Origin of the sequence: Clostridium sp. M62/1 (genome assembly GCF_020736365.1) — a bacterium.
Taxonomy (GTDB): Bacteria; Bacillota; Clostridia; order Lachnospirales; family Lachnospiraceae; genus Otoolea; species Otoolea saccharolyticum_A.
The window spans coordinates 1,750,841-1,771,701 of sequence record NZ_CP085988.1 but is presented as its reverse complement, the minus strand read 5'-3'; the positions used below and the strand labels follow the sequence as shown (position 1 = coordinate 1,771,701).

The 20,861-nt window shown below is 47.6% G+C and carries 19 protein-coding genes; 4 read left to right on the top strand and 15 right to left on the bottom strand.

From position 1 onward, the window contains the following. Window positions 1-140: 140 nt before the first annotated feature. Together LK436_RS08360 and LK436_RS08355 are read right to left on the bottom strand one after the other, a co-directional pair. Complete coding sequence (locus LK436_RS08360) at window positions 141-374, bottom strand: hypothetical protein (RefSeq protein ID WP_008398674.1); 234 nt, start codon at window positions 372-374, stop codon at window positions 141-143. A 3-nt stretch (window positions 375-377) separates the two neighbouring features. Next, window positions 378-1,211: a TatD family hydrolase gene (locus tag LK436_RS08355; RefSeq protein WP_008398672.1), complete on the bottom strand. Its 834-nt coding sequence runs from the start codon at window positions 1,209-1,211 to the stop codon at window positions 378-380. A gap of 258 nt (window positions 1,212-1,469) precedes the next feature. Here LK436_RS08355 and LK436_RS08350 point away from each other — a divergent pair, with 258 nt between their 5' ends. Then, a complete protein-coding gene (locus LK436_RS08350) occupies window positions 1,470-2,363 on the top strand; it encodes an aldose 1-epimerase family protein (protein WP_044931642.1) in 894 nt (297 codons plus the stop codon). Between the two features lie 41 nt (window positions 2,364-2,404). Here the strand turns inward: LK436_RS08350 and LK436_RS08345 are convergent, their stop codons facing one another. The 3 genes from LK436_RS08345 to LK436_RS08335 all read right to left on the bottom strand — a co-directional run bounded on the left by LK436_RS08345 (window position 2,405) and on the right by LK436_RS08335 (window position 6,495). Continuing rightward, window positions 2,405-3,796 carry a YfcC family protein gene (locus LK436_RS08345; protein ID WP_083794781.1) on the bottom strand — a complete coding sequence of 464 codons (1,392 nt, stop codon included), beginning with the start codon at window positions 3,794-3,796 and terminating at the stop codon, window positions 2,405-2,407. Window positions 3,797-3,918: 122 nt separating this feature from the next. Then, window positions 3,919-5,067, bottom strand: a complete 1,149-nt coding sequence (locus LK436_RS08340) for an amidohydrolase family protein (protein WP_008398666.1) — start codon at window positions 5,065-5,067, stop codon at window positions 3,919-3,921. Between the two features lie 15 nt (window positions 5,068-5,082). Next, window positions 5,083-6,495 (bottom strand): YfcC family protein, encoded by a 1,413-nt coding sequence (locus LK436_RS08335; RefSeq protein ID WP_021966343.1) that lies wholly within the window; start codon window positions 6,493-6,495, stop codon window positions 5,083-5,085. Between the two features lie 291 nt (window positions 6,496-6,786). Here LK436_RS08335 and LK436_RS08330 point away from each other — a divergent pair, with 291 nt between their 5' ends. Further along, window positions 6,787-7,533: a MerR family transcriptional regulator gene (locus LK436_RS08330; RefSeq protein ID WP_008398663.1), complete on the top strand. Its 747-nt coding sequence runs from the start codon at window positions 6,787-6,789 to the stop codon at window positions 7,531-7,533. Between the two features lie 236 nt (window positions 7,534-7,769). Here the strand turns inward: LK436_RS08330 and LK436_RS08325 are convergent, their stop codons facing one another. Continuing rightward, a complete protein-coding gene (locus LK436_RS08325) occupies window positions 7,770-9,026 on the bottom strand; it encodes an FMN-binding protein (protein ID WP_049932343.1) in 1,257 nt (418 codons plus the stop codon). A gap of 368 nt (window positions 9,027-9,394) precedes the next feature. On the opposite strand from LK436_RS08325, the gene LK436_RS08320 reads away from it, so the two are divergent. Continuing rightward, window positions 9,395-11,536, top strand: a complete 2,142-nt coding sequence (locus LK436_RS08320) for a 5'-nucleotidase C-terminal domain-containing protein (RefSeq protein ID WP_008398660.1) — start codon at window positions 9,395-9,397, stop codon at window positions 11,534-11,536. A gap of 301 nt (window positions 11,537-11,837) precedes the next feature. Continuing rightward, the gene (locus LK436_RS08315) at window positions 11,838-13,034 is read left to right on the top strand and encodes an IS256 family transposase (protein ID WP_008399502.1); all 1,197 of its coding nucleotides are present in this window, start codon (window positions 11,838-11,840) and stop codon (window positions 13,032-13,034) included. A gap of 469 nt (window positions 13,035-13,503) precedes the next feature. Here LK436_RS08315 and LK436_RS08310 read toward each other — a convergent pair whose 3' ends face one another. The 9 genes from LK436_RS08310 to LK436_RS08265 form a co-directional block, all read right to left on the bottom strand. Next, window positions 13,504-14,121 carry a hypothetical protein gene (locus LK436_RS08310; protein ID WP_008395622.1) on the bottom strand — a complete coding sequence of 206 codons (618 nt, stop codon included), beginning with the start codon at window positions 14,119-14,121 and terminating at the stop codon, window positions 13,504-13,506. Between the two features lie 628 nt (window positions 14,122-14,749). Continuing rightward, window positions 14,750-15,136: a hypothetical protein gene (locus LK436_RS08305; RefSeq protein ID WP_008395626.1), complete on the bottom strand. Its 387-nt coding sequence runs from the start codon at window positions 15,134-15,136 to the stop codon at window positions 14,750-14,752. Between the two features lie 12 nt (window positions 15,137-15,148). After that, window positions 15,149-15,373 carry a hypothetical protein gene (locus LK436_RS08300; protein WP_008395627.1) on the bottom strand — a complete coding sequence of 75 codons (225 nt, stop codon included), beginning with the start codon at window positions 15,371-15,373 and terminating at the stop codon, window positions 15,149-15,151. Next, window positions 15,374-16,324: a hypothetical protein gene (locus LK436_RS08295; RefSeq protein ID WP_008395629.1), complete on the bottom strand. Its 951-nt coding sequence runs from the start codon at window positions 16,322-16,324 to the stop codon at window positions 15,374-15,376. It abuts the gene before it with no gap. Between the two features lie 678 nt (window positions 16,325-17,002). Then, window positions 17,003-17,794, bottom strand: a complete 792-nt coding sequence (locus LK436_RS08285) for an RnfABCDGE type electron transport complex subunit B (RefSeq protein ID WP_008395633.1) — start codon at window positions 17,792-17,794, stop codon at window positions 17,003-17,005. A gap of 15 nt (window positions 17,795-17,809) precedes the next feature. Then, window positions 17,810-18,418: an electron transport complex protein RnfA gene (locus LK436_RS08280; protein ID WP_008395634.1), complete on the bottom strand. Its 609-nt coding sequence runs from the start codon at window positions 18,416-18,418 to the stop codon at window positions 17,810-17,812. A 13-nt stretch (window positions 18,419-18,431) separates the two neighbouring features. Next, on the bottom strand, window positions 18,432-19,286 hold the full coding sequence (rsxE, locus tag LK436_RS08275) for an electron transport complex subunit RsxE (protein ID WP_021966309.1): 855 nt from the start codon (window positions 19,284-19,286) through the stop codon (window positions 18,432-18,434). A gap of 15 nt (window positions 19,287-19,301) precedes the next feature. Continuing rightward, window positions 19,302-19,916 carry an FMN-binding protein gene (locus tag LK436_RS08270; protein WP_008395636.1) on the bottom strand — a complete coding sequence of 205 codons (615 nt, stop codon included), beginning with the start codon at window positions 19,914-19,916 and terminating at the stop codon, window positions 19,302-19,304. Further along, entirely contained in the window at window positions 19,916-20,851 is a 936-nt protein-coding gene (locus tag LK436_RS08265; RefSeq protein ID WP_015544163.1) for an RnfABCDGE type electron transport complex subunit D, read from the bottom strand. The genes LK436_RS08270 and LK436_RS08265 overlap by 1 nt, the downstream gene beginning before the upstream one ends. Window positions 20,852-20,861 lie beyond the last annotated feature (10 nt).

Here is a 20,861-nt window from a genome sequence, read left to right as displayed (position 1 = left end):
TTTATACCTTTTTCAAAAATACACAGAAAAAATCAAAAAATTAGCATAAAAAATCAGCCGCCCGGTCTTTCCATAACCGAAGCGGCTGACTGCCTTCCTTCTGTCTTGTTTTATTCTTTTTTTATCTTTCTGTCTTCCTTTTATTTTCCTTTCACACCCGCGATCTGCTTCAGAAGGTCCACATCCTCTGGAAGTATCTTCATATTTGCTGTCATTTCTTTTCCCTCAGAGGTTTTGATGGTAAGCTCCAGAACGGTTCCTGCGCAGAAGGCTCCCGTTTCCGAGGCCTTCTTAAAAAACATCGGTATCTTTGGATGTCTATCCCGAAAGCCGGCCCACATTCCGGCAAATTTCATCATATCCATTGGATTCATCTGTTATCTCCCCTTTTCTATGAGTCTTTTATAGTTTTCTGAAGAAGCATGGATCAGCGTTTCCCGTTCGATTCCTCTCAGGCGGCAGATATGGTCGATCACATGGGTGATATATTTCGGCTCATTCTCTCTGTCCTGAACAGGAGCCGGCGTCAGAGAAGGAGCATCTGTTTCTATCAGAATCCTGTCCATGGGAACCTCTCTCACCGCTCTCTGTGTTTCCTCATCCTCCAGCTCAAAGGTAATATTTCCCGAAAAAGAAATGTACATTCCCATATCCAGGAAATCTCCCATAGCCCGGTATCCTCCGCTGTAGCAGTGCATGATTCCCGGAACACGCAGATATTCTTTCATATAGCTTCGGGTGTCCTCCGTAGCCAGCCGCATATGAATGGAAACCGGCTTTCCCAGCTCATTGGCCAGGCGCATCTGGCGAATGAAGGCCTGCTTCTGCATCTCCTTCGGGACGGGATTCTCATAGGGGTAATAATCCATTCCTATCTCCCCCACCACTTTGATCTGAGGGCTTCGTATAAGCTGTTCCATCTCTTCCCAGTCTCTGTCTGTCACCTTCAGGATATCATTTGGATAAAAGGCTGCTGCCACATCAAACATGGGATCTCCTTCTGCCATTCTGCTGGCCTTTCTGGCCTCCTCCACCTCGGTGCAGACAATGAGGATCTTCTCAATTCCGGCTTTTCTGGCCTCCCTCACCACTTCCTCCCATCTGGGAAAAAGCTGTCTCGAACACAGGTGCGCGTGACTGTCCGTAATCCCCGGCTGCTTTGCGGTATTTCCGGTTTTTCCTTCCTCCATCCATCTCTCAGACTGCTTCATCTGTCTGTACCTCCCTTGTCCGCAGTTGAAGACCTTCTGTAAAGTTTTCCGGTCTCTTAACTGCTCTTCCTGATTTGTATTTTTTCCCTGTCTATCAGTATACCAGAACTCCTCTGTTTCGCAAAGTATCTGATGTTTCTTGATTCTTCTGTAAAAACCAATTATACTGGAACCAGAACCTGTTCTTTCCTCCCAGGACAGCTTTTTCCTGGAGGAATGAATAAGAAGATCCTAAGACAAGCAAGGAGGTTTTCTTTTATGATCTATGAAATCACCAACAATGGTATCTCTGCCCGGGTGGACAGTCTGGGGGCACAGCTCATCTCTTTTATGGACGAGCAGGGCACAGAATATATCTGGCAGCGAAATCCTAAGGTCTGGTCCAGTTGCTCCCCTCTCCTCTTCCCCATTATCGGAAACCTCAGAAACGGAAAAACGATTATCGGGGGAAAGGTATGGGAGATGCCCAAGCATGGCTTTACGAGAAATACTCAGTTTCATCTTTTAAACCGCACAGAATCCTCCGTCACGCTGGGCATGTCTGATTCAGACTTCCCGGAGGACTCGTTTCCCTTTGCCTTCGAGTTTTCCATCACCTACTCCCTGGACGGAAAGACTCTCACCTTTTTCACTGAAATCAGAAATCCGGCAGACCGGGAACTTCCCTTCTGCTACGGACTTCACCCTGCCATCCGATGTCCGCTCTTTGCAGGCGAGTCCTTTGATGACTATGTCATCCGCTTTGGAAGGCCCCAGCTTCGTGGATACAGAGCTTATGACCTTGAAAAGCTCCAGTTTGACAAAAACTCCGAGCACCCCTTCCCCGGAAGTGGGACAGATATTTCCCTGAGTCATTCCCTGTTTTCTGAGGATGCACTCTGGTTTGACCGGCCTGACAGCCACGAGGTGTCCATCATAAATCCGCGATCAGGCCGCGGCATCCATGCTCACTTTGAGGATTTTGCCACCGTAGCATTCTGGACCAAGCCGGTGCCGGAAGCTGAATATATCTGCATCGAGCCCTGGAACGGCTCCTCTGCCTGCTCAGACGAGGATGACGAGTTTCTTCACAAGAATCACCTTCGCATCCTCAAAAAAGGAGAACAGGCTTCCTACAGGCTGAGCCTTGAGATACTGCAGGAGTACGTCTGAACATATCCTGCCGGCTAAACAGTCCTGATTTTTCAGAATGCTCAGACGAATACATACACAGATATTATAATAAACAGCACCTGCAGCACTATCATGCCCCCAAACAGAGGGGTCATAAATTTATACCACTTACTGATCGGAATTCCCATCAGTCCGCATTCCAGGGCACAGGCCGTTGGCCAGAACATGTCGGAAAATCCGTCTCCGAACATGTATGCCAGAACAGCCGTCTGACGGCTGACTCCCACCAGATCGGCCACCGGAGCCATAATAGGCATCGTGATTGCAGCCTGGCTGGAGGAACCGGTAATAAAAAAATTGATAACATTCTGAATCATCAGCATCCCTACCGAGGAAACCACCCGGCTCTGTCCGCTCAGAAGCTGTGACAGATAGAAGACTACCGTATCTGCAATCCTGGCATCCTGCATGACCAGCAGGATGCCTCTGGTAAATCCCACCACCAGCACGGAGGAAATCATTCCCTTGGTGGATTCGATAAAGGTTCTGCAGATCCTCGTAGCCCCATATCCCCCGACGATTCCCGTAAAAATCATCATCATCAGGAACATGGCTGCAATCTCATTGATCCCCCAGTCAAGCTGTGTAGTTCCATAGAGCAGCATTCCAAGCGCGCCCAGAAACATGAGAATACAAATCCACTGACGCACCGTCATGGGCTCTTCCCTCCGCTCATAGGCAGGAAGGATATCTGTCTTCTCCCCCCAGAGCACCGACTTTTCGGGATTTTTCTTAATTCTGTCTGCATACCACATAACGTATAAGATAGCTGCAGTCTGAAACACCACAAAGACTGCTGCGTGGAACAAAAGCCCGGAGAACATCGGAACCCCGGCAATGCTCTGGGCAATTCCCACAGAAAAAGGATTCAGAGTGGCTGCCGCAAAGCCTGTGGCCACCCCCACAAACACGATGGCACCTCCCACAATCACGTCGTATCCCAGAGCCACCGCAATCCCGGCAAACACGGGAACCAGTCCGTAAACCTCCTCAAATATCCCCATGGTGGAGCCGAGCACCCCAAATGCCGTCATTCCCACAGGAATAATTAAAAAGGTTCTCCTCCCCAGCATCCGAATCAGACCATTGATCAGGGCATTTAATGTCCCATTGTCAATCAGCATGTATACATAGCCGTAGGCAAAGATAATCAGAAACAGTATATCCGCTGCATCCACATACCCTCTCTGCAGGGCCAGGAAAATCCCAAACAGTCCCGGCCGCTTTCCTTCCACATAGTGAAAGGATCCGGCCTCCACAATCTCTCTTGCGCTTGCCGGATCGAGTATCCTCGTATACTCCCCCGCCGGAATGATATAGGTAAGTCCCACCACCACAAGAAGGATCATTGTCAAAATAACATAAGTGTGAGGCATCCTGATATTCTGAAGCCTTGTTTTCATCGAACCCATATGCGTCCGTTCCCCCATTTCCTTCTTTTGTCTTTGAGCTGCCCTCTCTCCTTTTACAACGGCCGCAAAGCGTGTCCCCGGACAGTCTCACCCTGTCCAGGGGCACGCTCTCTGTATGCCTTTTATCTTTCTTCGCTCCCTGCAGCTCTTTTTCCCATAATAAAGACAGATTCGGCCTTTGTCTCAAATGCAAAGGGCCTTCCGGACCAGATAACCAGATCTGCATCCTTTCCAGGCTTTATTTCGCCCTTTCTCTCCCCGATTCCCAGAACCTCCGCCGGATTTTTCGTGATGGCCTTCAGTCCCTCTGTCTCGTCCATACCGGCTCGCACGGCCTGGGCTGCATAGACTGGAAGATAATAGACAGGAGTCACATCGTGATCTGCTGTTATGCAGACCTTAAACCCGGCCCGGCTCATAATCCCGGCTGTCTCAAACCCCTTCGCCATACACTCCAGCTTGGACCTGGGATTGATGGTCGGCCCCAGAATAACCGGATAGTCAAACTGCTTCAGATAGTCTAACACAGAAACTCCGTCTGTGCAGTGCACAATCACCAGCTTCAGATTGTATTCTCTGGCAATCCTGACTGCCGTGCAGATGTCATCTGCCCGGTGTGCATGGGCATGGAGAGGAATATTTCTCTCAAGCAGAGGCAGCATATGTTCCATTCCTATATCTGTTCTGAAATGGGAACCGGCTTTTAATGACTCCTCCTTTCTGCGGCGGTATTCTAAGGCGTCTTCGATACATTTCCTGAGAAGCCAGGCATTTCCCATCCGGGACTTAAAACCGTATCCCGCATTTTTCGGATTCTCCCCAAAGCTGCATTTGACTGCGGCCTTCCCCATCAGCAGCATCTGGTCAGCCACCGTGCCGGAAAGGCTTATAACGCTGCACATTCCTCCGATTACGCTGTCACTTCCCGGACAGACACAGACTGAGGTCACACCTGCCTCCACCGCTGATTTTACCGCCAGATCAAAGGGATTGATGGCATCCAGCGTGTCAAGATAGGGCATCACGGCGTCGCTGTAGTCATTGCAGTCGTCGCCCACAGCTCCCATTCCCTCCTCACTGATGCAGATATGGCTGTGAGCGTCTATCAGGCCGGGAGTTACATATTTTCCTGATGCCTCCACCATTTCCTCCCCCTCATCCGGGATAATCTGCTCTGCAACCTCTGTTATTTTCCCGTCTCTGATGCGGATGTCCCTGTTTAAAAATCCGCCCTCCTCAAACAGCAGAACCTGTCCGTTTTTAATAACCATTCTTTTTGCCTCCTCTTAACAGTATCCAATGGCAACTGCGATTGTCATAAACACAAACTCCAGCACCAGCACCAGCCCAAACAGCGGCGTGACAAATTTATACCACTTGTTAATGGGTACGCCCATCAGACCGCAGCCCAGAGCGCAGGAGGTCGGCCAGAACATTTCTGCAAAGCCGTTTCCAAACTGGTAGGCCAGGACTGCTATCTGCTTGCTGAGCCCGATCAGCTCAGCCGTCGGCGCCATGATCGGCATGGTGATCGTGGCCTGGCTGGAGGAGCCTGTGATGAAAAATTTAATAATATTCTGCAGGATCAGCATTCCGTAGGCAGAAACATATTTGCTGGCACCGGAAAGCAGATTGACCAGGTAGTAGACGATGGTGTCTGAAATCATTCCATCCTTCATAATCAGAAGGATCCCTCTGGTAAATCCCACAATCAGCATGGAGGATACCATAGACTTCGTAGACTCAATAAAAGTTTTGCAGATTTCCGTAGCTGAATACCCGCTGACAATTCCCACGAAGATCATCATCATCAGAAACATGGCCGCAATCTCGTTGATGCCCCAGCCAGCCTGGGTGATTCCATAGAGAAGTCCGCACAGCGTCCCCAGAAAGAGGAGCAGGCACAGCTTCTGCCTTGTATTCATCCTTGCACCCGTCAGCTCCTCCAGACTCTTTCTCTGAGCAAAGTCTGTTTCCACCCCATACATAACAGATTTCGTCGGATCGGCCTTTACTTTGCGGGCGTAATGCATGATATAAAGAATCGCCAGCAGCTCAAAGGCAATCAGAACGGCGATCCTGAGGCCAAGTCCCGAGTAGAGGGGCACTCCTGCCACATCCTGGGCAATTCCGACCGTATAGGGATTAAAGGTTCCCGACGCATACCCGATAGCCACGCCCAGGTAGACAATCGCGCCTCCCACCACCATATCATACCCCAGAGCTACCGCAATCCCCACAAAGACGGGAAACAGACCGTAAACCTCCTCGAAAATTCCCATGGTAGAGCTTAAAAGTCCCAGCACAATCATGGTAATCGGGATCATCAGCTGTATCTTTTTTCCCACCAGCCTGACCAGGGTTCCCAGGGCGGCGTCCATGGTTCCGTTCTTCACCAGCATATACACAAATCCGTAGGCAAAGATAATCAGAAACATAATATCCGCCGCATCCACATACCCTCTCTGCAGGGCCAGGAAAATGTCAAAAAAGCCCGGCGCCTCAATGTCCACAAACTCAAAGCTGTCCGGCACCACAACCGTTGTCCCGCTGACCGGATCCTCCACCCTCTGATACTGTCCGGCCGGGATAATATGGGTGAGAATCGTCATAATCACAAGAATCGTGATCAGGATGACATACGTATGCGGCATCTTGACATTCTCAAACCATTTTTTCTTCTTGGCAGCTCCGCTCATACCTTCATTCCTCCTCTGTTCATATTCAGATGTTTCATTTATTTGAATTATAAAGCTTCAAGTAACTTGAGAGTCAATAGCCATCTGCAGCCGCAGCACAGGAATTCACAAAACCCCTGTGTAATCCGTTGGCGGATATGGTATAATAGCGAGGAAAGCGCATGCCATGCTTGCATGAGCATGCATTTGACGAGCAGTCCCATCGAGACGCTAGTCGAGATGGTATAATGACCGTAAAACAGTCATTATACCTGCGCATCTGCGCTGTCTGAAAGGAACCGAGACAATACTATGGAAAAATACTTATCTATCGGAGAGGTGTCCCGTCTGTTAGACATACCGGAGCATACACTCAGGTACTGGCAGGATGCCGGCATCTTTTCCGTTTATCAGGAATTGAACAACTACAGAAAATATACCATTGCGGATCTGCTGAACATTGCAGAGATCGCCTTTTACCGAAAAATCGGCATTCCTGTGCGTGAGATGGAGCATTTCAGCCATTTCAGCCTGGAGGATTACAGCAAGGTGCTGACAGGCGTGGGGGAACAGCTGGAAAGGCAGATACAGAGCCTTGAATCCATGCAGCGGGCGGTGGAGCTGAAACAGAAGCACATAGGGGAAATCGAGTTTCTGAAAAAAGTGGATTTTTCCATGGAACGTGTTCCATTTTCCTCTGTGACACGTTTTCAGTACAGTGATCGGGACAAGCTGGTTCGCTATACCCAGAATCCCTCTCTCTATGTGCGCCTGATCGACACGGAGTATCCAGACAGGGAAGTTCGCGGTATGATTGCCGATGGACTGCCCTGCCAGGGAGAACTGATCTGGAAAAAGACAGAGGACCGCGAGTACGCCGCCTTTTTGATTGAGGAGCTTCCAGATGAGGGCTATGCCAGCAATCTGCTGGAAAAACTCATCCCTATCCGAAGTCTTGGAAAAACCGGCATTATTCTGGCTAATTTTCTCATGAGTGAAATACAGGACGGAAGAAAGGTCGACTATCTGAAAGGATATGCGGAGATTATCCGCCAATGATTCACTGGCTTGATACCTCTGAACAGAAAACAGCCGCCTGAAACAGAAGGCAATCCTCTTTGATATGCTCCTCCTCTGTTTTAGTCGGCTGTTTTTCACAGTTTTTTTATTATTATAGTTTCTGTTATTCTTTCCCTGTTTAACTTTATTTCCTGCTTTTTTCTCTGCTGCTTTTTCTTCCAGCCTTTCCCTGTTTCCGAAAATTTACAGGGCTGTAAAATCAGCTTCCGGCCCGCTTAGCTTACCCTGTTTCCCTGACTCAGACAGCCTTTCAGCGCATTGATAAAACCAGAAATATTGATGCTCACTGAGCTGACTGCATCCGTTGCATAGCCCTCGCTGTCGGACAGCCCCTCTACGGACTGATTCTCCAGCACGTATTTGGCCAGGGTGTCCGCCTGCTCGTACCAGAGGGGGCCGTCCTCCGTCATTTGGTACTGACCGTCCATGGAAAGCTGGCGTTTTCCGGTTCCATCCTCCCCCACTGAATCCCAGACCAGGGCCGCGATGGCATGGTCCTTCACGGTCAGGTCAATGCGGTCACTCATCCCGCTGTCATCCTTTTTCGGGCTTGTATAGCTGTATGTTCCATCCTCTGCCCCTGCAAGCAGCTCTTCCAGAGAGGCAAAGGACAGATCTCCGGAGGCGGCCATCAGACATTTTTTCACAGCGTCCACAAAACCGCCTGGGTAGATGCTCACAGATGCCAGGGCGTCTGTGACCCCTGCGCCTTCCACAACCCCTTCCGTGGACTGGTTTTCAACAACATACTGAGCCAGGGTGTCTGCCTGCTCGTGCCAGAGGGGGCCGTTTTCTGTCATCACATACTGGCCACTCAGGGACTGTTCCCGTTTTCCGCTTCCGTCCATTGCCACTGCGTCCCAGGAGAGAGCCGTGAGCGTGCCCTTTTCAACTGTCACCCGGATCTCATTAAAGTGGCCGGAGCCGTCATCTGCGGTATCCCGGTAAATGTAATCTCCATCCGGCACAGACGGAAGAATTTCTGACAGCTCCGGAAGGCCCCTGGCCTCCTTCTCGCTCCTGAATTCTGCCTCAAACAGCTTCGCTGCCTCTGTCCCCTCTCTGGCTGCCTGCTCCAGACACTGTCCAACTGCTTTCTTGACTGCGTTGCTGGTCATCGTGGCTCCGGATACACTGTCCACGCTGAAAGAGTTAGCTCTCCACATCTCGTTTGAGAGCTGAACCGCAACGGCCTTTCCGATTTCCGGCGTCTCTTCCGGCGCTGAGATACGGACATCCTCAATGGCGTAGTCTGAAACGGTCAGTCTGACTGTCACAGGGCCGCCATACCCCCGGCTTGTCCCCTCATACGTACCTGCATAGTAAACCGGGGTTTCGGACACTTCCCTGTTCCTTCCGGCAACTGCCTTGTAGAGCGGCCCGGAACCGGCTGCCAGCAGACCAGATAAAACTATCATCACGCCTGCCCCTGCAGCTTTGGAGAGGACAGCGCTTCTTTCATTTTGCTTCATTTCTGAATCACCTTTCTCGTTATCTTTCTGTATTTCATTTGAGCCAAAAAACAGTATACAAAAATATCTTCTGCACTGCAACAGAAATTTATACAATCTATAAGCATGCAATTATATCACAACTGCATAAGGGATAATCTATCTCCTGCTGCCTGAAGAGCCCAGCCGGCTTCTTTCTGCCCTGCTCTGACCTCTGCACAGAAATCAGTGTCCTGAGGCAATCCCGATGCCCTTCTGTACAGCAGTTAAAGCCTCAGGTGCTTTCAATTGACAGAATCCCAACCGTCCGATAAAATACCCATTGAGCAGTAAAAGATCTGAAACAGGCAGACGTACTATATTTTAAAGGAAGATAACAGGAGGCTAAAATGATGATGAAAAAGTTTTTATCTGCCGCTTTGATACTGTGTATGCCGCTTTCCATGACCGTTTCCGCACAGACTGCAGGAAACCAGGAGGACGGCGATGCTGTGCAGGAGGTGATTATCTATCACACAAATGATACCCACGGCTATCTAAACGGCGACGGGGAAGAGATTGTTGGCATTGCTCTGGCGGCAGGGCTGAAGGAAAGTACCCCGAATTCTATTCTGGTAGACGCCGGCGATGCAACTCAGGGACTCCCTCTGGCCTCCCTGACAAAAGGAGCAGATGTAATCGAGCTCATGAACCTGGCCGGTTACGATCTGATGACACCGGGAAACCATGAATTTGATTTTGGAACGGAAACCTTTCTGTCCAATGCGCAGAAGGCGGATTTTCCTGTCCTGGCAGCCAATATATACCGAAATGGCAGTCCCCTTCTTAAGGATGTGCAGGAGGACAGTAGCGGCTGCCATGCAGTTCTTGAACAGAATGGGGTTCGGATTGGCTTTTTCGGTCTGACTACGGCAGATACCGCCAGCTCCACCAACCCGGCTGGAATCAAGGATCTGGAATTCAGGGATGAGATAGAGACTGCGAAAACAGAGATCAATCATCTGAAAGAGGAGGGGGCAGACGTGATCGTCGCCATGTGTCATATGGGAAATATGGACGCCTCCTGTACCAGCGCAGATTTGGCAGACGCGATGACCGGGGAGTACCAGGATAAAATTGACGTAATCATTGACGGACACAGCCATACAGTAGAAAATGAAGAGACAAACGGCATCCTGATCGTCCAGACCGGCTCCGGAATGGCAGGTATCGGAAAGCTGACCCTGGAAGTCCGCGGCGATGAAGTATCTGCTTCAGAAGAACTGTTGGGACCCGCTGATTTGGCAGACATCGTCCCTGATGCTGCCGTCGCTGAGCGGCTTAAGCAAATCGAGTCCTCCCAGTCCGATCTTCTCGGAGAAACGGTAAGCACCACAGAAACCACACTCTGGGCCGGACAGGTTGGTGTGGTTGCGCTGACCCGTCTGGTTGAAACAAATTACGGTGACTTTACGGCAGATGCTTTCCGCAGCGCTGCAGAAACCTATCTGCAGACCCTGGGAACAGATACTGATCTGCCGGTGATTGCAGTGGAAAACGGCGGCGGCATCCGCGCCATGTCCCCCAACGGAGACATTACCATGGGCGATCTGATTTCAGCCTTCCCGTTTTCCAATACCATTTACCTTAAAAAGGTCACACCTGCGATCCTCTACGAGGTGATGGAGGTTTCCGGTACGGCTCTGGACGGACAGGATAAGGAAACCGGAATGCTTCTTCAGCAGACGAATTCCGGCGGCTTTCTCCAGATCTCCGGCTTCACGACAGTCTTTAATCCGGATGGGGAAGAGGGACAGAAGGTAGTTTCCATCACGCTGGACGGGCAGACAGAGCCGCTGGATCGGGAAGATACCACTACAGAGATCATGATGGCCAGCAACAATTACATTATGAGCGGCGGAAACGACTATACCATGCTGGCAGACCTTCCCAAATACGGAGAGGCCGGGGGAGAGCTTGAAACCGTACAGACCTATCTGGAAAGCTGTATGAAGGACGGAGTGCTGCAGGGATATGCGGGAACCGGAAACAGAATTCAGATGAGAGGCGACGGGTATGAGCCAAAGGACTATACCGCTTCTGTCCTGATTGCAGACCAGTCCGGAGAGCCGCTGGCCGGCCAGGAGCTGTCATACCGGGTAGATGGAGGTCAGCGGCAGAACGGCATCACAGATGAAAACGGAATCCTGCAGATTACTCTTTCAGACGGGGCTCACGGAGTCCGGCTGGCAGATACACAGCAGGAAATCTATGTAGACAATTATTCCGGATTCGGAATTACCGTAGATGAATTCCGGGAGCAGCCGGTTTTAACCTTCCTGTCAGACGGAAGCTGCGATCCGGTTGATGAGGAAAGAGGCGAATCCACAGAATCCCAAAGCAGCGAAGAGACAGAAAGCGCAGAGGCCGCGGACAGCACCGCTCCGGCTGCACAGCCTGAAAACAGCTTCCCTGTAGTTCCTGTGACAGTAGTTGTGATCGCCGCTGCAGCCGCAGCTGCAGTATGGAAAAAGCGGCAGAATAAGAAATAATCCATCCTTACCTTGGGCTGTAAACAGCCGGATGGTAAGGGGAGTGCCGCAAAATCATTAATACTAAATGATTGAGCGGCACTTCTGCTCGTTACAGCCAAAAATCCGGCGTCTTCTCTGTTTTCAGAGCAGGATGCCGGATTTTTGCCGTACTTTAATAGGACCTCTCGGTTTGTACTTTTTCTATGGATGACGTATAATTAATTTCGCAAAATCAATTTCATAAAAATAGACATGGTCTATAGCCGTTTGGTAAAATTAAGTCACCACAACCAAATCTATCAAAGGAGGCTATAAAACCATGTCTGATAAGATTATACAGCTAAATGAGGATTTAATAAAGCACGATTTAAAGGATCTTGTCCGCAGCAGTGTTGAGGAGACTTTAAATGCCCTGCTTGATAAGGAAGCCGACGAATTAGTTAACGCTGAAAAGTATGAGCGTTCTTCTGATCGCCAGGGATATCGTTCCGGCCATTATAAACGGAATCTCCATACAGCTGCAGGCGAAGTGGAGCTGAAAGTTCCAAAACTCAAGGGCATTCCTTTCGAGACGGCCATTATTGAAAGATATCGCCGCAGAGAATCTTCCGTGGAAGAAGCTCTGATTGAGATGTATCTGGCCGGTGTTTCTGTACGCCGCGTTGAGGATATCACCGAGGCTTTATGGGGAACAAAAGTATCTCCTGGAACCATCAGTAACCTGAACAAAAAGGCTTATGAACATATCGAAACCTGGCGTACCCGTCCGCTTTCTGGAAGCTATCCTTATGTTTACGTAGATGGCGTTTACCTGAAACGCAGCTGGGGCGGCGAAATCCAGAATGTTTCTGTTCTTGTTGCCATTGGCGTCAGCCAGGATGGCTGCCGGGAGATCCTTGGTGCCGCTGAAGGGATGAAGGAAGATCGTGAAAGCTGGCGTTCTTTCTTCGTATGGCTGAAGGAACGCGGGCTTACTGGTGTTCGATTGATCATTGGCGACAAGAACCTCGGCATGCTTGAAACGATTCCAGAAGTCTTTCCGGATGCCAGATATCAGCGTTGTACAGTTCATTTTTACAGAAATATATTTTCTGTTACGCCCCGTAACAAGATGAAAACGGTAGCGCTTATGCTCAAGGCGATCCATGCACAGGAGAGCAAGGATGCTGCTCGTGAAAAAGCGCTCCAGGTATCGGAAAAACTCCGGTCTATGAAGCTTGCCAAAGCTGCCAAAAAGGTGGAGGACGGAATCGAGGAAACCTTGACCTATATGGATTTTCCTACGCAGCATTGGACCCGGCTCCGGACCAATAACGCGATTGAGCGTCTCAACCGTGAGATTAAACGCCGTACAAAAGCGATCGGCGCTTTTCCTGACGGGCAGAGCGCCTTGATGCTCGTATGTGCCAGACTGCGTCATGTAGCAGCAACAAGCTGGGGAGCCAGACGTTACATGAATATGGATCATCTTTTCAATCCAGAAGAGGATCAGCTGTCTGATATCATAGCCGGCTGACTACCGGCTGCCAAACGGCAAGATTTTAATTTTGCGAAAAACTATTGACACAATCTATACTAATTCCATTGTAAAAATAATCTGCTGTAAAATTATACGCTAAATACAAGAGCACCCAGGAAAATTGGAAAAAATAGAGACCAAATCCATTTGATGGAATGGTGAAAGGGATTGTGTAAAAGTAAAAAAAAACTACTAATATGGTTACATCAATAAACATTGCAAAAAAACGTTTCACTCTTATCCACCCCTACTATTATATACCTACTTTTCTTCTAGGTATTATGTTGACATTTCAATAGCCAAAGCTCTTTTTTATATCTGAATCATTATTTCATCGCCCTCTGCCTATAACAGCGCAGATTCAGTCAGAGTCGTTTTTTGTATTTGCGCCATCGGTATATTACCTGATTCCAGACATTTCTCATAGGACCGTGGGTACCAAAGCAGTTCATACTTCCTCTCTCTTTTAAGGTTGTCTGTAATAAAGCCATCCCTTACGTTTCCCATTCAAGGGTCGAATCATAAGTCCTTTGATCTCTTTCATCATATATTTTTCGCCCAAAATTGCAAATGGATGCATCTTTGGTGCTTTTCCCTGTTTCATTTCTGCAGGACCTGCCGATGCATCATCGCCTTCCAGGCCTGTCTGAATCGAACGAATATAAGAAAATTCCCATATTCGTTTTGCCAACTCCATCAGAATTTTCTCGTGTTCCTTTTCGAGGACTCCGCCTCCTTCATGCGTCAGTACCTCATCTTCTGGTATGATAAGCTCATATGTAAAACAGCCCTTCTCCGGATATTGGTTCATCCAAAATCCCCTCACCTCTGAATATCCGTGAAAAGAATACAGTACCTGCTTATAATCATGAGAATAATGTTCCGTAAAGCCCAGTTGAAAATCCTTTTCTAATTTCATTTGATTCCATTGAATGATCTCATTTCGGGAATTTCCATCCGCCTCCCAATAGCCGGACAAATACTGCATCCCCGCCTGTTCCAAAGCCTCGAAAAAATCTTTCACAAAATCAGAATACAGACTCTTTCTTTCAAATTGCAGTGATAAATTAAAATATGCAGGCATCCTGTCCTCCTACCAGTCTTTCCGTATCTATTCTACCTTTTTCGAACTCATTGCTTATCTCCATAGAACATATATTCAAGATGTAATATGGACTATCATAATCTTCGCTCACAGACCAAACATTTTCTTTTTTTAACGCAAATTTTTCGTTTGCCCTTTTTACTAACGCTCATATTATGCCCCTCCAACTTTCGATTCGTCGCTCCGCTAACTTTCCCGATTACTCCCGTCTCATATACAAAAGCGGATAGGGACCGCCCTGTTCATCAATACCCATAAACGCCACGGGTAATCAGAATCTTTCTGACCACCTATGACGTCTTTTTATTTGCATAGCACTTTCAATCCATCTTGTTTTAGACCGCTTTTAATACAGTTTTTTCCCTTTGTTTATGAAATAAGCATATCTAATACACAATCCTCTTTTTCCCCTTTATTTCTGAAACACCTTTAACGGTACAGTTTCCTTGCAATTCCGGTTGGATGTAAAGCAATTTTACTTACAAATAAATCTCCTTCAGCAACTCCACACCCCTATCTCTATCAAAAGGCATTCCCATCTGCAAAAGTCGGACTTCCGATTCATCTACTGCACTGATTTCCTCAATATATCTATGAATACTTTCTGTCACCAGCCTTCTGATTCAACTTTTGTTCCATCTGTAACAATCTGCAGCAGGCGGAATACATCGTATTTATGCTTCTTTAAATCCTTCTCGTTTACATGTTCTCCGGCTCTCTTTCTGTCTAAAAGATTAACCCATGCATACATTTTGAAGGGGATCAAATGTTCTGCTCCCAGAACCCCAATACCATCGACGACTCTTCGGCCAGCCATCATAAACTTATAAAAGTCATCATTCAAAAGGATTGCTGATAAGCTGGAAGTATCATCATCGACATGAATCGGCACGATCCCCTCTTCTATTTCAAGATGATAGCCCGGATTTCTTGAAAATAGTTCGATCATAGTTGGATAACCAAATTTCCCTTCTGTAAAACGATAAAAGTGCATATTTTCTTCATTCTACCATCCGCACTTATAGCTGCCTTCCTTTATGTATTCCCAGAATATACTTGCAAATTCCGGGAAGTTATCTTCCATAATCAAAATCATGTCAATGTCTTTTGTCGCCCGAAACGGAAGGTCTGCCTCTGAAAGCAAAATATCACAGGCGGTTCCACCAATAATAGTGTAATAATCCGTATAATCTTTGAATTTTTCTCTAAAAGAACCTATCCCCGGTACCATTTATAATTCCTCCAACAGTTCTTCAATACTCATTTCTATTCTTTCGTCTTCGTTACCTTTGAATGTACATGCAAGTGAAACAGGATCAACACGCCCTTCTCTTGCAAAATAAGAAGGGTTGTATTTCCATAATTGTACCTTCAGACATTTGTCTGGGTCTTCCGATCTGGCATCCACAATTTCCAACTGATCCACAACTTCCTCACCCTTGTAGATTGCACGTACTTCCATTCTAGGCGGATTCAATTCAGACTCCTGACTGAGAGCAGTTTCTCCTGCGCTAAATGATTCAAAGGTTGCTTCATATCGCAAAACTGTTATTTCTTTTTGAACCGGGTTAATCAAATATGCTTTTGCATTCTCATAATACTCTTTGCGTGAGTAATTCCTCATAACAGTAATCTCTGTCCCAGATTTAATCTGTTGGATGAGCCCCATTTTCTCTAATTGAGCTGTTGCCCTTGTGATAGAGGTTTTCGTAAGATTTAGCTTATTTGCAACCTCACTTTTTAACAAAGATTCCTCATCATCCATATACAAAAGTTCCAGGAATACCATCTGCGTGGCAGGCATCATCTTATCTGCCTTAACAAACTGCTTACGATACACATCCAGCAATACAAGCCCCATAAATGGTAAGAATACATTTCCTGGCAAATCCACAAACGGAACTCCGTTTTTCACCAGAGCATTTCTCATGGACACGCTGTTTAGCACCACTTCATATGCCACAGGACACTGCAATGCTTTCTCATACTTTGCCTTCTGCTTTTTCATTGCGGCAACACTTAGCTCCGTTTCTTTCATAACATCTATAATGGCAAAGTTAACACCATATATTTCAACCATCGTAATATCACGCATAGTCATAAAAATCGGCAATGGCAATTTATTCTTGTATTCTGCTATTTTCACTTCGCAGCCAAAATACTGCTCTAATTGCTTTTTCATATGGCATCTCCTTGTAACATATTTTTATATAAAATAACATATTTTATGTTATTTTGCAATACATTATGTTACTTTCTTGTAATCGGCTTGGTTTTTATACCTGTTTAACTCGATACAAAACTTTTGATTATATAGTGCACAAGATCAAGTTATAATATTATTTTATTTTCTGAAGTTCCATTTTTCTCAAAATACTTGTACGCTCTTTATATTCTGGCTCTTGCTTATAAATCGTTTTTGCTCTAAAATCTTCTGATTCTCTGTCCATTTTATCGCAAAAATCTGCATACACAATCTTCCGACCTATAACCAAAATCGCCGCAGATGATTACGTAGTCTTTCTTTCCCATCATATATTGCTCCAGGAATATCTCCGTGCTGAATCGGCGGTAGTCCCCGTGGCAATCTCCCGTAATGTAAATAGACATGGTGTCTCCCCACCTCTGTTTTTATATCTCGTATTTCATTATATACCACATAAGACCATTTCGTATTGTACTTGCAGTTAAATTATGATCCGTTCGTTCTGTGAAACTCTTGATATACAAAAATAAAAACGCCATAGACAATCAGAGTTTTTCTGACTACCCATGACGTTTTTCTTTTTACATAACGTTTTCAATCTGCCTTGTTCAGGATATAAAAGGAAAGAAACAACTGCCTGAGTTTTTCTGACCTCTACTTGATAACCTTAACCGGGCACTTCTCTGCGCACTTGCCGCAGTTTGTACATTTCTCATAGTCGATGACAGCCACATTGTTGTCCATGTGGATGGCGTCGAATTCACACTGCTTGGTGCACAGGGTACATCCGATACATCCGGCGTCGCATTTTGCCTTGACAGCCGGCCCCTTGTCGTGGGAATTGCACTGTACCAGATGCTCTGCCTTGTAGGGAACAAGCTCAATTAACTTCTGCGGGCAGGCAGCTACACATTTGCCGCAGGCCACGCATTTTTCCTTGTCCACAACTGCAATGCCGTCGACAACATGGATGGCGTCAAACTGGCAGGCAGCCACACAGGAGCCAAAGCCCATGCATCCGTAAGAGCAGGCCTTATCTCCGGCGCCAGGCACGACAGATGCCTTCTTGCAGTCCCGGATGCCGTAGTAATTGTACTGAACCCTTGTCTTGTCGCAGGTTCCCTTACATTTTACAAAGGCAACCTTCTTCTCGCTGGTACCTGCCTCCACGCCCATGATAGCTGCAATCTTAGCTCCTACCGGGGCGCCTCCTACCGGACAGGCGTCAACGGCTGCTTTTCCCTCGGCGATGGCCTTCGCCAGACCGTCACATCCGGGATAACCGCAGCCGCCGCAGTTGTTTCCCGGCAGCTCTTCTCTGACGAGAATCTCTCTCTCGTCCACTTCTACTTTAAACTTTTCACTGGCAATCCCGAGGAGCACACCGATGATGATACCGGTAGCGCCGACGATTACGGCAGCGATAATAATACCTGTTACACTCATCCTTCGTTTCCTCCCTTAAATTAATCCGGAAAATCCGAAAAATGCAATTGACATCAGACCTGCAGTGATAAGGACAATCGGTGAACCCTGGAAATTGTAGGGCACATCGTTGTGCTCGATCTTCTCGCGCACGCCTGCAAGCAAAATAATAGCAATTGTAAATCCGACGGAAATACCGATACCGCTGACAACGCTCTGGATGAAGTTATATCCGTCTGTTACGTTATTCAGGGCAACACCGAGTACCGCACAGTTTGTTGTAATCAGAGGCAGGTAAACACCCAGGGACTGATACAGGGAAACCATGTTCTTCTTCAGGAACATCTCCACGAACTGTACTAAAGCTGCAATAACAAGGATAAATACAATCGTCTGCAGATAATTCAGATCGACATGCTGTCCGCCGATGACGATAATATTCGTCTCCGGGTTCAGGAATACTGTATAAATTATGTTTGTCACCGCAGATGCAATGGTAATAACGAAGATAACGGCTGCGCCCATTCCGGCAGATGTCTCTACCTTTTTGGATACGCCAAGGAACGGACAAAGTCCGAGGAACTGGCTTAATACGACGTTATTTACCAGGGCCTGGCCGATGGCAATTAAAAGTAATTCTTTCATCTATCCATTCCTCCTACTCTGTCTTGGAAGCGTCAGCTTCCTTTTTTGCCTCTGCTGCAGGAGTCTCCGCTTTCTGCTCCTGCGCTGCTTTTTCAGCTGCTGCCTTCTTTGCTGCTGCCGCCTTTTCAGCTGCCGCCTTCTTCTCTGCTGCCTTTCTCGCAGCCTCCTCAGCTACCTTCTCGGCAATCAGGGCGTGGTTCGCAGAGCATGCAGAGCCCTGGCAGTGAAGACAGTCGCCTCCGCAGACAAGCTCAGAGCGCTTTACGGAACCATTTGTGGCAGACGGAGCCTTAAACTTGTTCTGCAATGCCTGCAAAATAGAAAGTACGAAGAAAGCACCTGGAGCCAGAACAAAGATGGAAATGCGGAAATCTTCCGGGATAAAGGTAAATCCAAATACACCTCCGGAACCTAAGATCTCACGCACGGCACCGATACATGTCAGAGCAATGGTAAATCCAAGTCCCATTCCAAGTCCGTCGAAAGCGGAGGAAAGGGCATCATTCTTGGAAGCATATGCTTCTGCACGGCCCAGAATGATACAGTTTACTACGATCAACGGGATGTATACGCCCAGAGCCGTGTAAAGGGAGGGCAGATAACCCTGAATTAAAAGCTGTACAATAGTTACAAGGCTGGCTACAATAACGATAAATGCCGGGATACGAACACGATCCGGAATAATGTTTCGCAGCAGCGCAATAATCAGGTTTGAAAATATAAGAACGGCTGTGGTGGAAAGTCCCATGCCCAGACCGTTGACGGCCGATGTGGTTACAGCCAGGGTCGGACACATACCTAACATCAGGACGAAGGTTGGGTTTTCCTTGACAATACCGTTATATAAACGCTCCATACATTTTCCCATGAATCCCACCTCCTGTTAGTTTAAATAATTGTGCAGGAAATACAGAGCTGCATTTACTGCATTTGTTGTTGCACTGGAAGTGATAGTAGCGCCGCTGATGGAGTTAATCTCTGTCTCTCCGGCGTTTCCTGACTTCGTTACTGTAAGTGCATCAGCATTCTTTCCCACATACTGATCCTTGAATGCCGGCTCCTTGGCCTTTAAGCCCAGACCTGGAGTATCATCAATGGCCAGGAAGCCAATAGCGGAAATGCTTCCCTCTGCATTAAAGCCTACAGAGATTTCAACCGGACCGCCGTAGCTGTCGTTAGAATGTGTATTAATCACATATCCTGCCTCTGCTCCGGAGCTGTCTTTTGCAATAAGAACGCTGTCAACGCCTACATTTCCAAAGTCCATCCCGGCAAGCTCTGTATTGCAGGTTTCAATGGAAGATGCCAGGCTTGTATCTTCCTCGAAGCTGCTGGCCTCAGGAAGAACAGACTGGTACGTTGCATTATTTGCCGCAATAGTTGCCTGTTCAATAGGTTCCTTTGTTACCTCATATACGCCTCCCAGTGCAAGACCGGAAATGAGGGTGATTGCAAACAGGATGAAGGCGTCTTTCATAAATCCAGATTTTCCTGCCATTATTTCTTACCTCCCTTTTTTCCAAATGCTGTCGGAAGGGTATATTTCTCAATCAGCGGAGTGAGAATGTTGCAGAAGATGATCGCGTAGGAAACGCCCTCTGCAGAACCGCCGAAGATACGGAACAGAGCCGTGAGAAGTCCCAGGCAGATTCCGAATACATACTGTCCCTTTGGAGTAATCGGGCTTGTAACATAATCTGTTGCCATGAAGAAGGCACCGAAGATCAGTCCGCCGCCGCAGATGTGGGCTGCCACATAGTACATATCAAAGCCGCTGTAAATCGCCGCAAATACTGCCACAGTGGCAATGTATGTAAGCGGGATTCTGAGGGAGATGACTCTTCTCCAAACCAGGTATGCAGCTCCGATTAACAGAGCGATCACAGAAACCTCACCGATGGTTCCCGGAATCCGTCCGACGAACATGGCCATCACGTCAACAGTTTCCCCTGCCTTTAACTGTGCAAGAGGTGTGGCACTGGCAACAGCGTCAGAAAACGGTTCCGTAAAGGTTGTCATCTTTCCTGCAAAGGAAATCAGGAGGAAGCATCTGGCTGCCAGAGCCGGGTTCATCCAGTTCTGTCCAAGTCCTCCGTAAAGCTGTTTTACAACGATGATCGCGAACACGCCTCCCAGACACGGCATCCACAGCGGAATCTGCGGCGGCATGTTGAGGGCCAGGATCATACCTGTTACAACAGCACTTCCGTCGGAAATGGTGATCGGCTTCTTCATCAGTTTCTCATATACATACTCGGAGAGCACGCAGGCAACTACTGTCGCAATCAGCACCAGCAGGGCGTGCATTCCGAACTGCCATACACCGTATACACTCGCAGGAATCATAGCAATCGCCACGTCAAACATGATGCTCTGCGTGGTGATCTTGTTTCTCACGTGAGGTGATGACGATACGTTAAATAATTTTCCCATTTCTTCACAC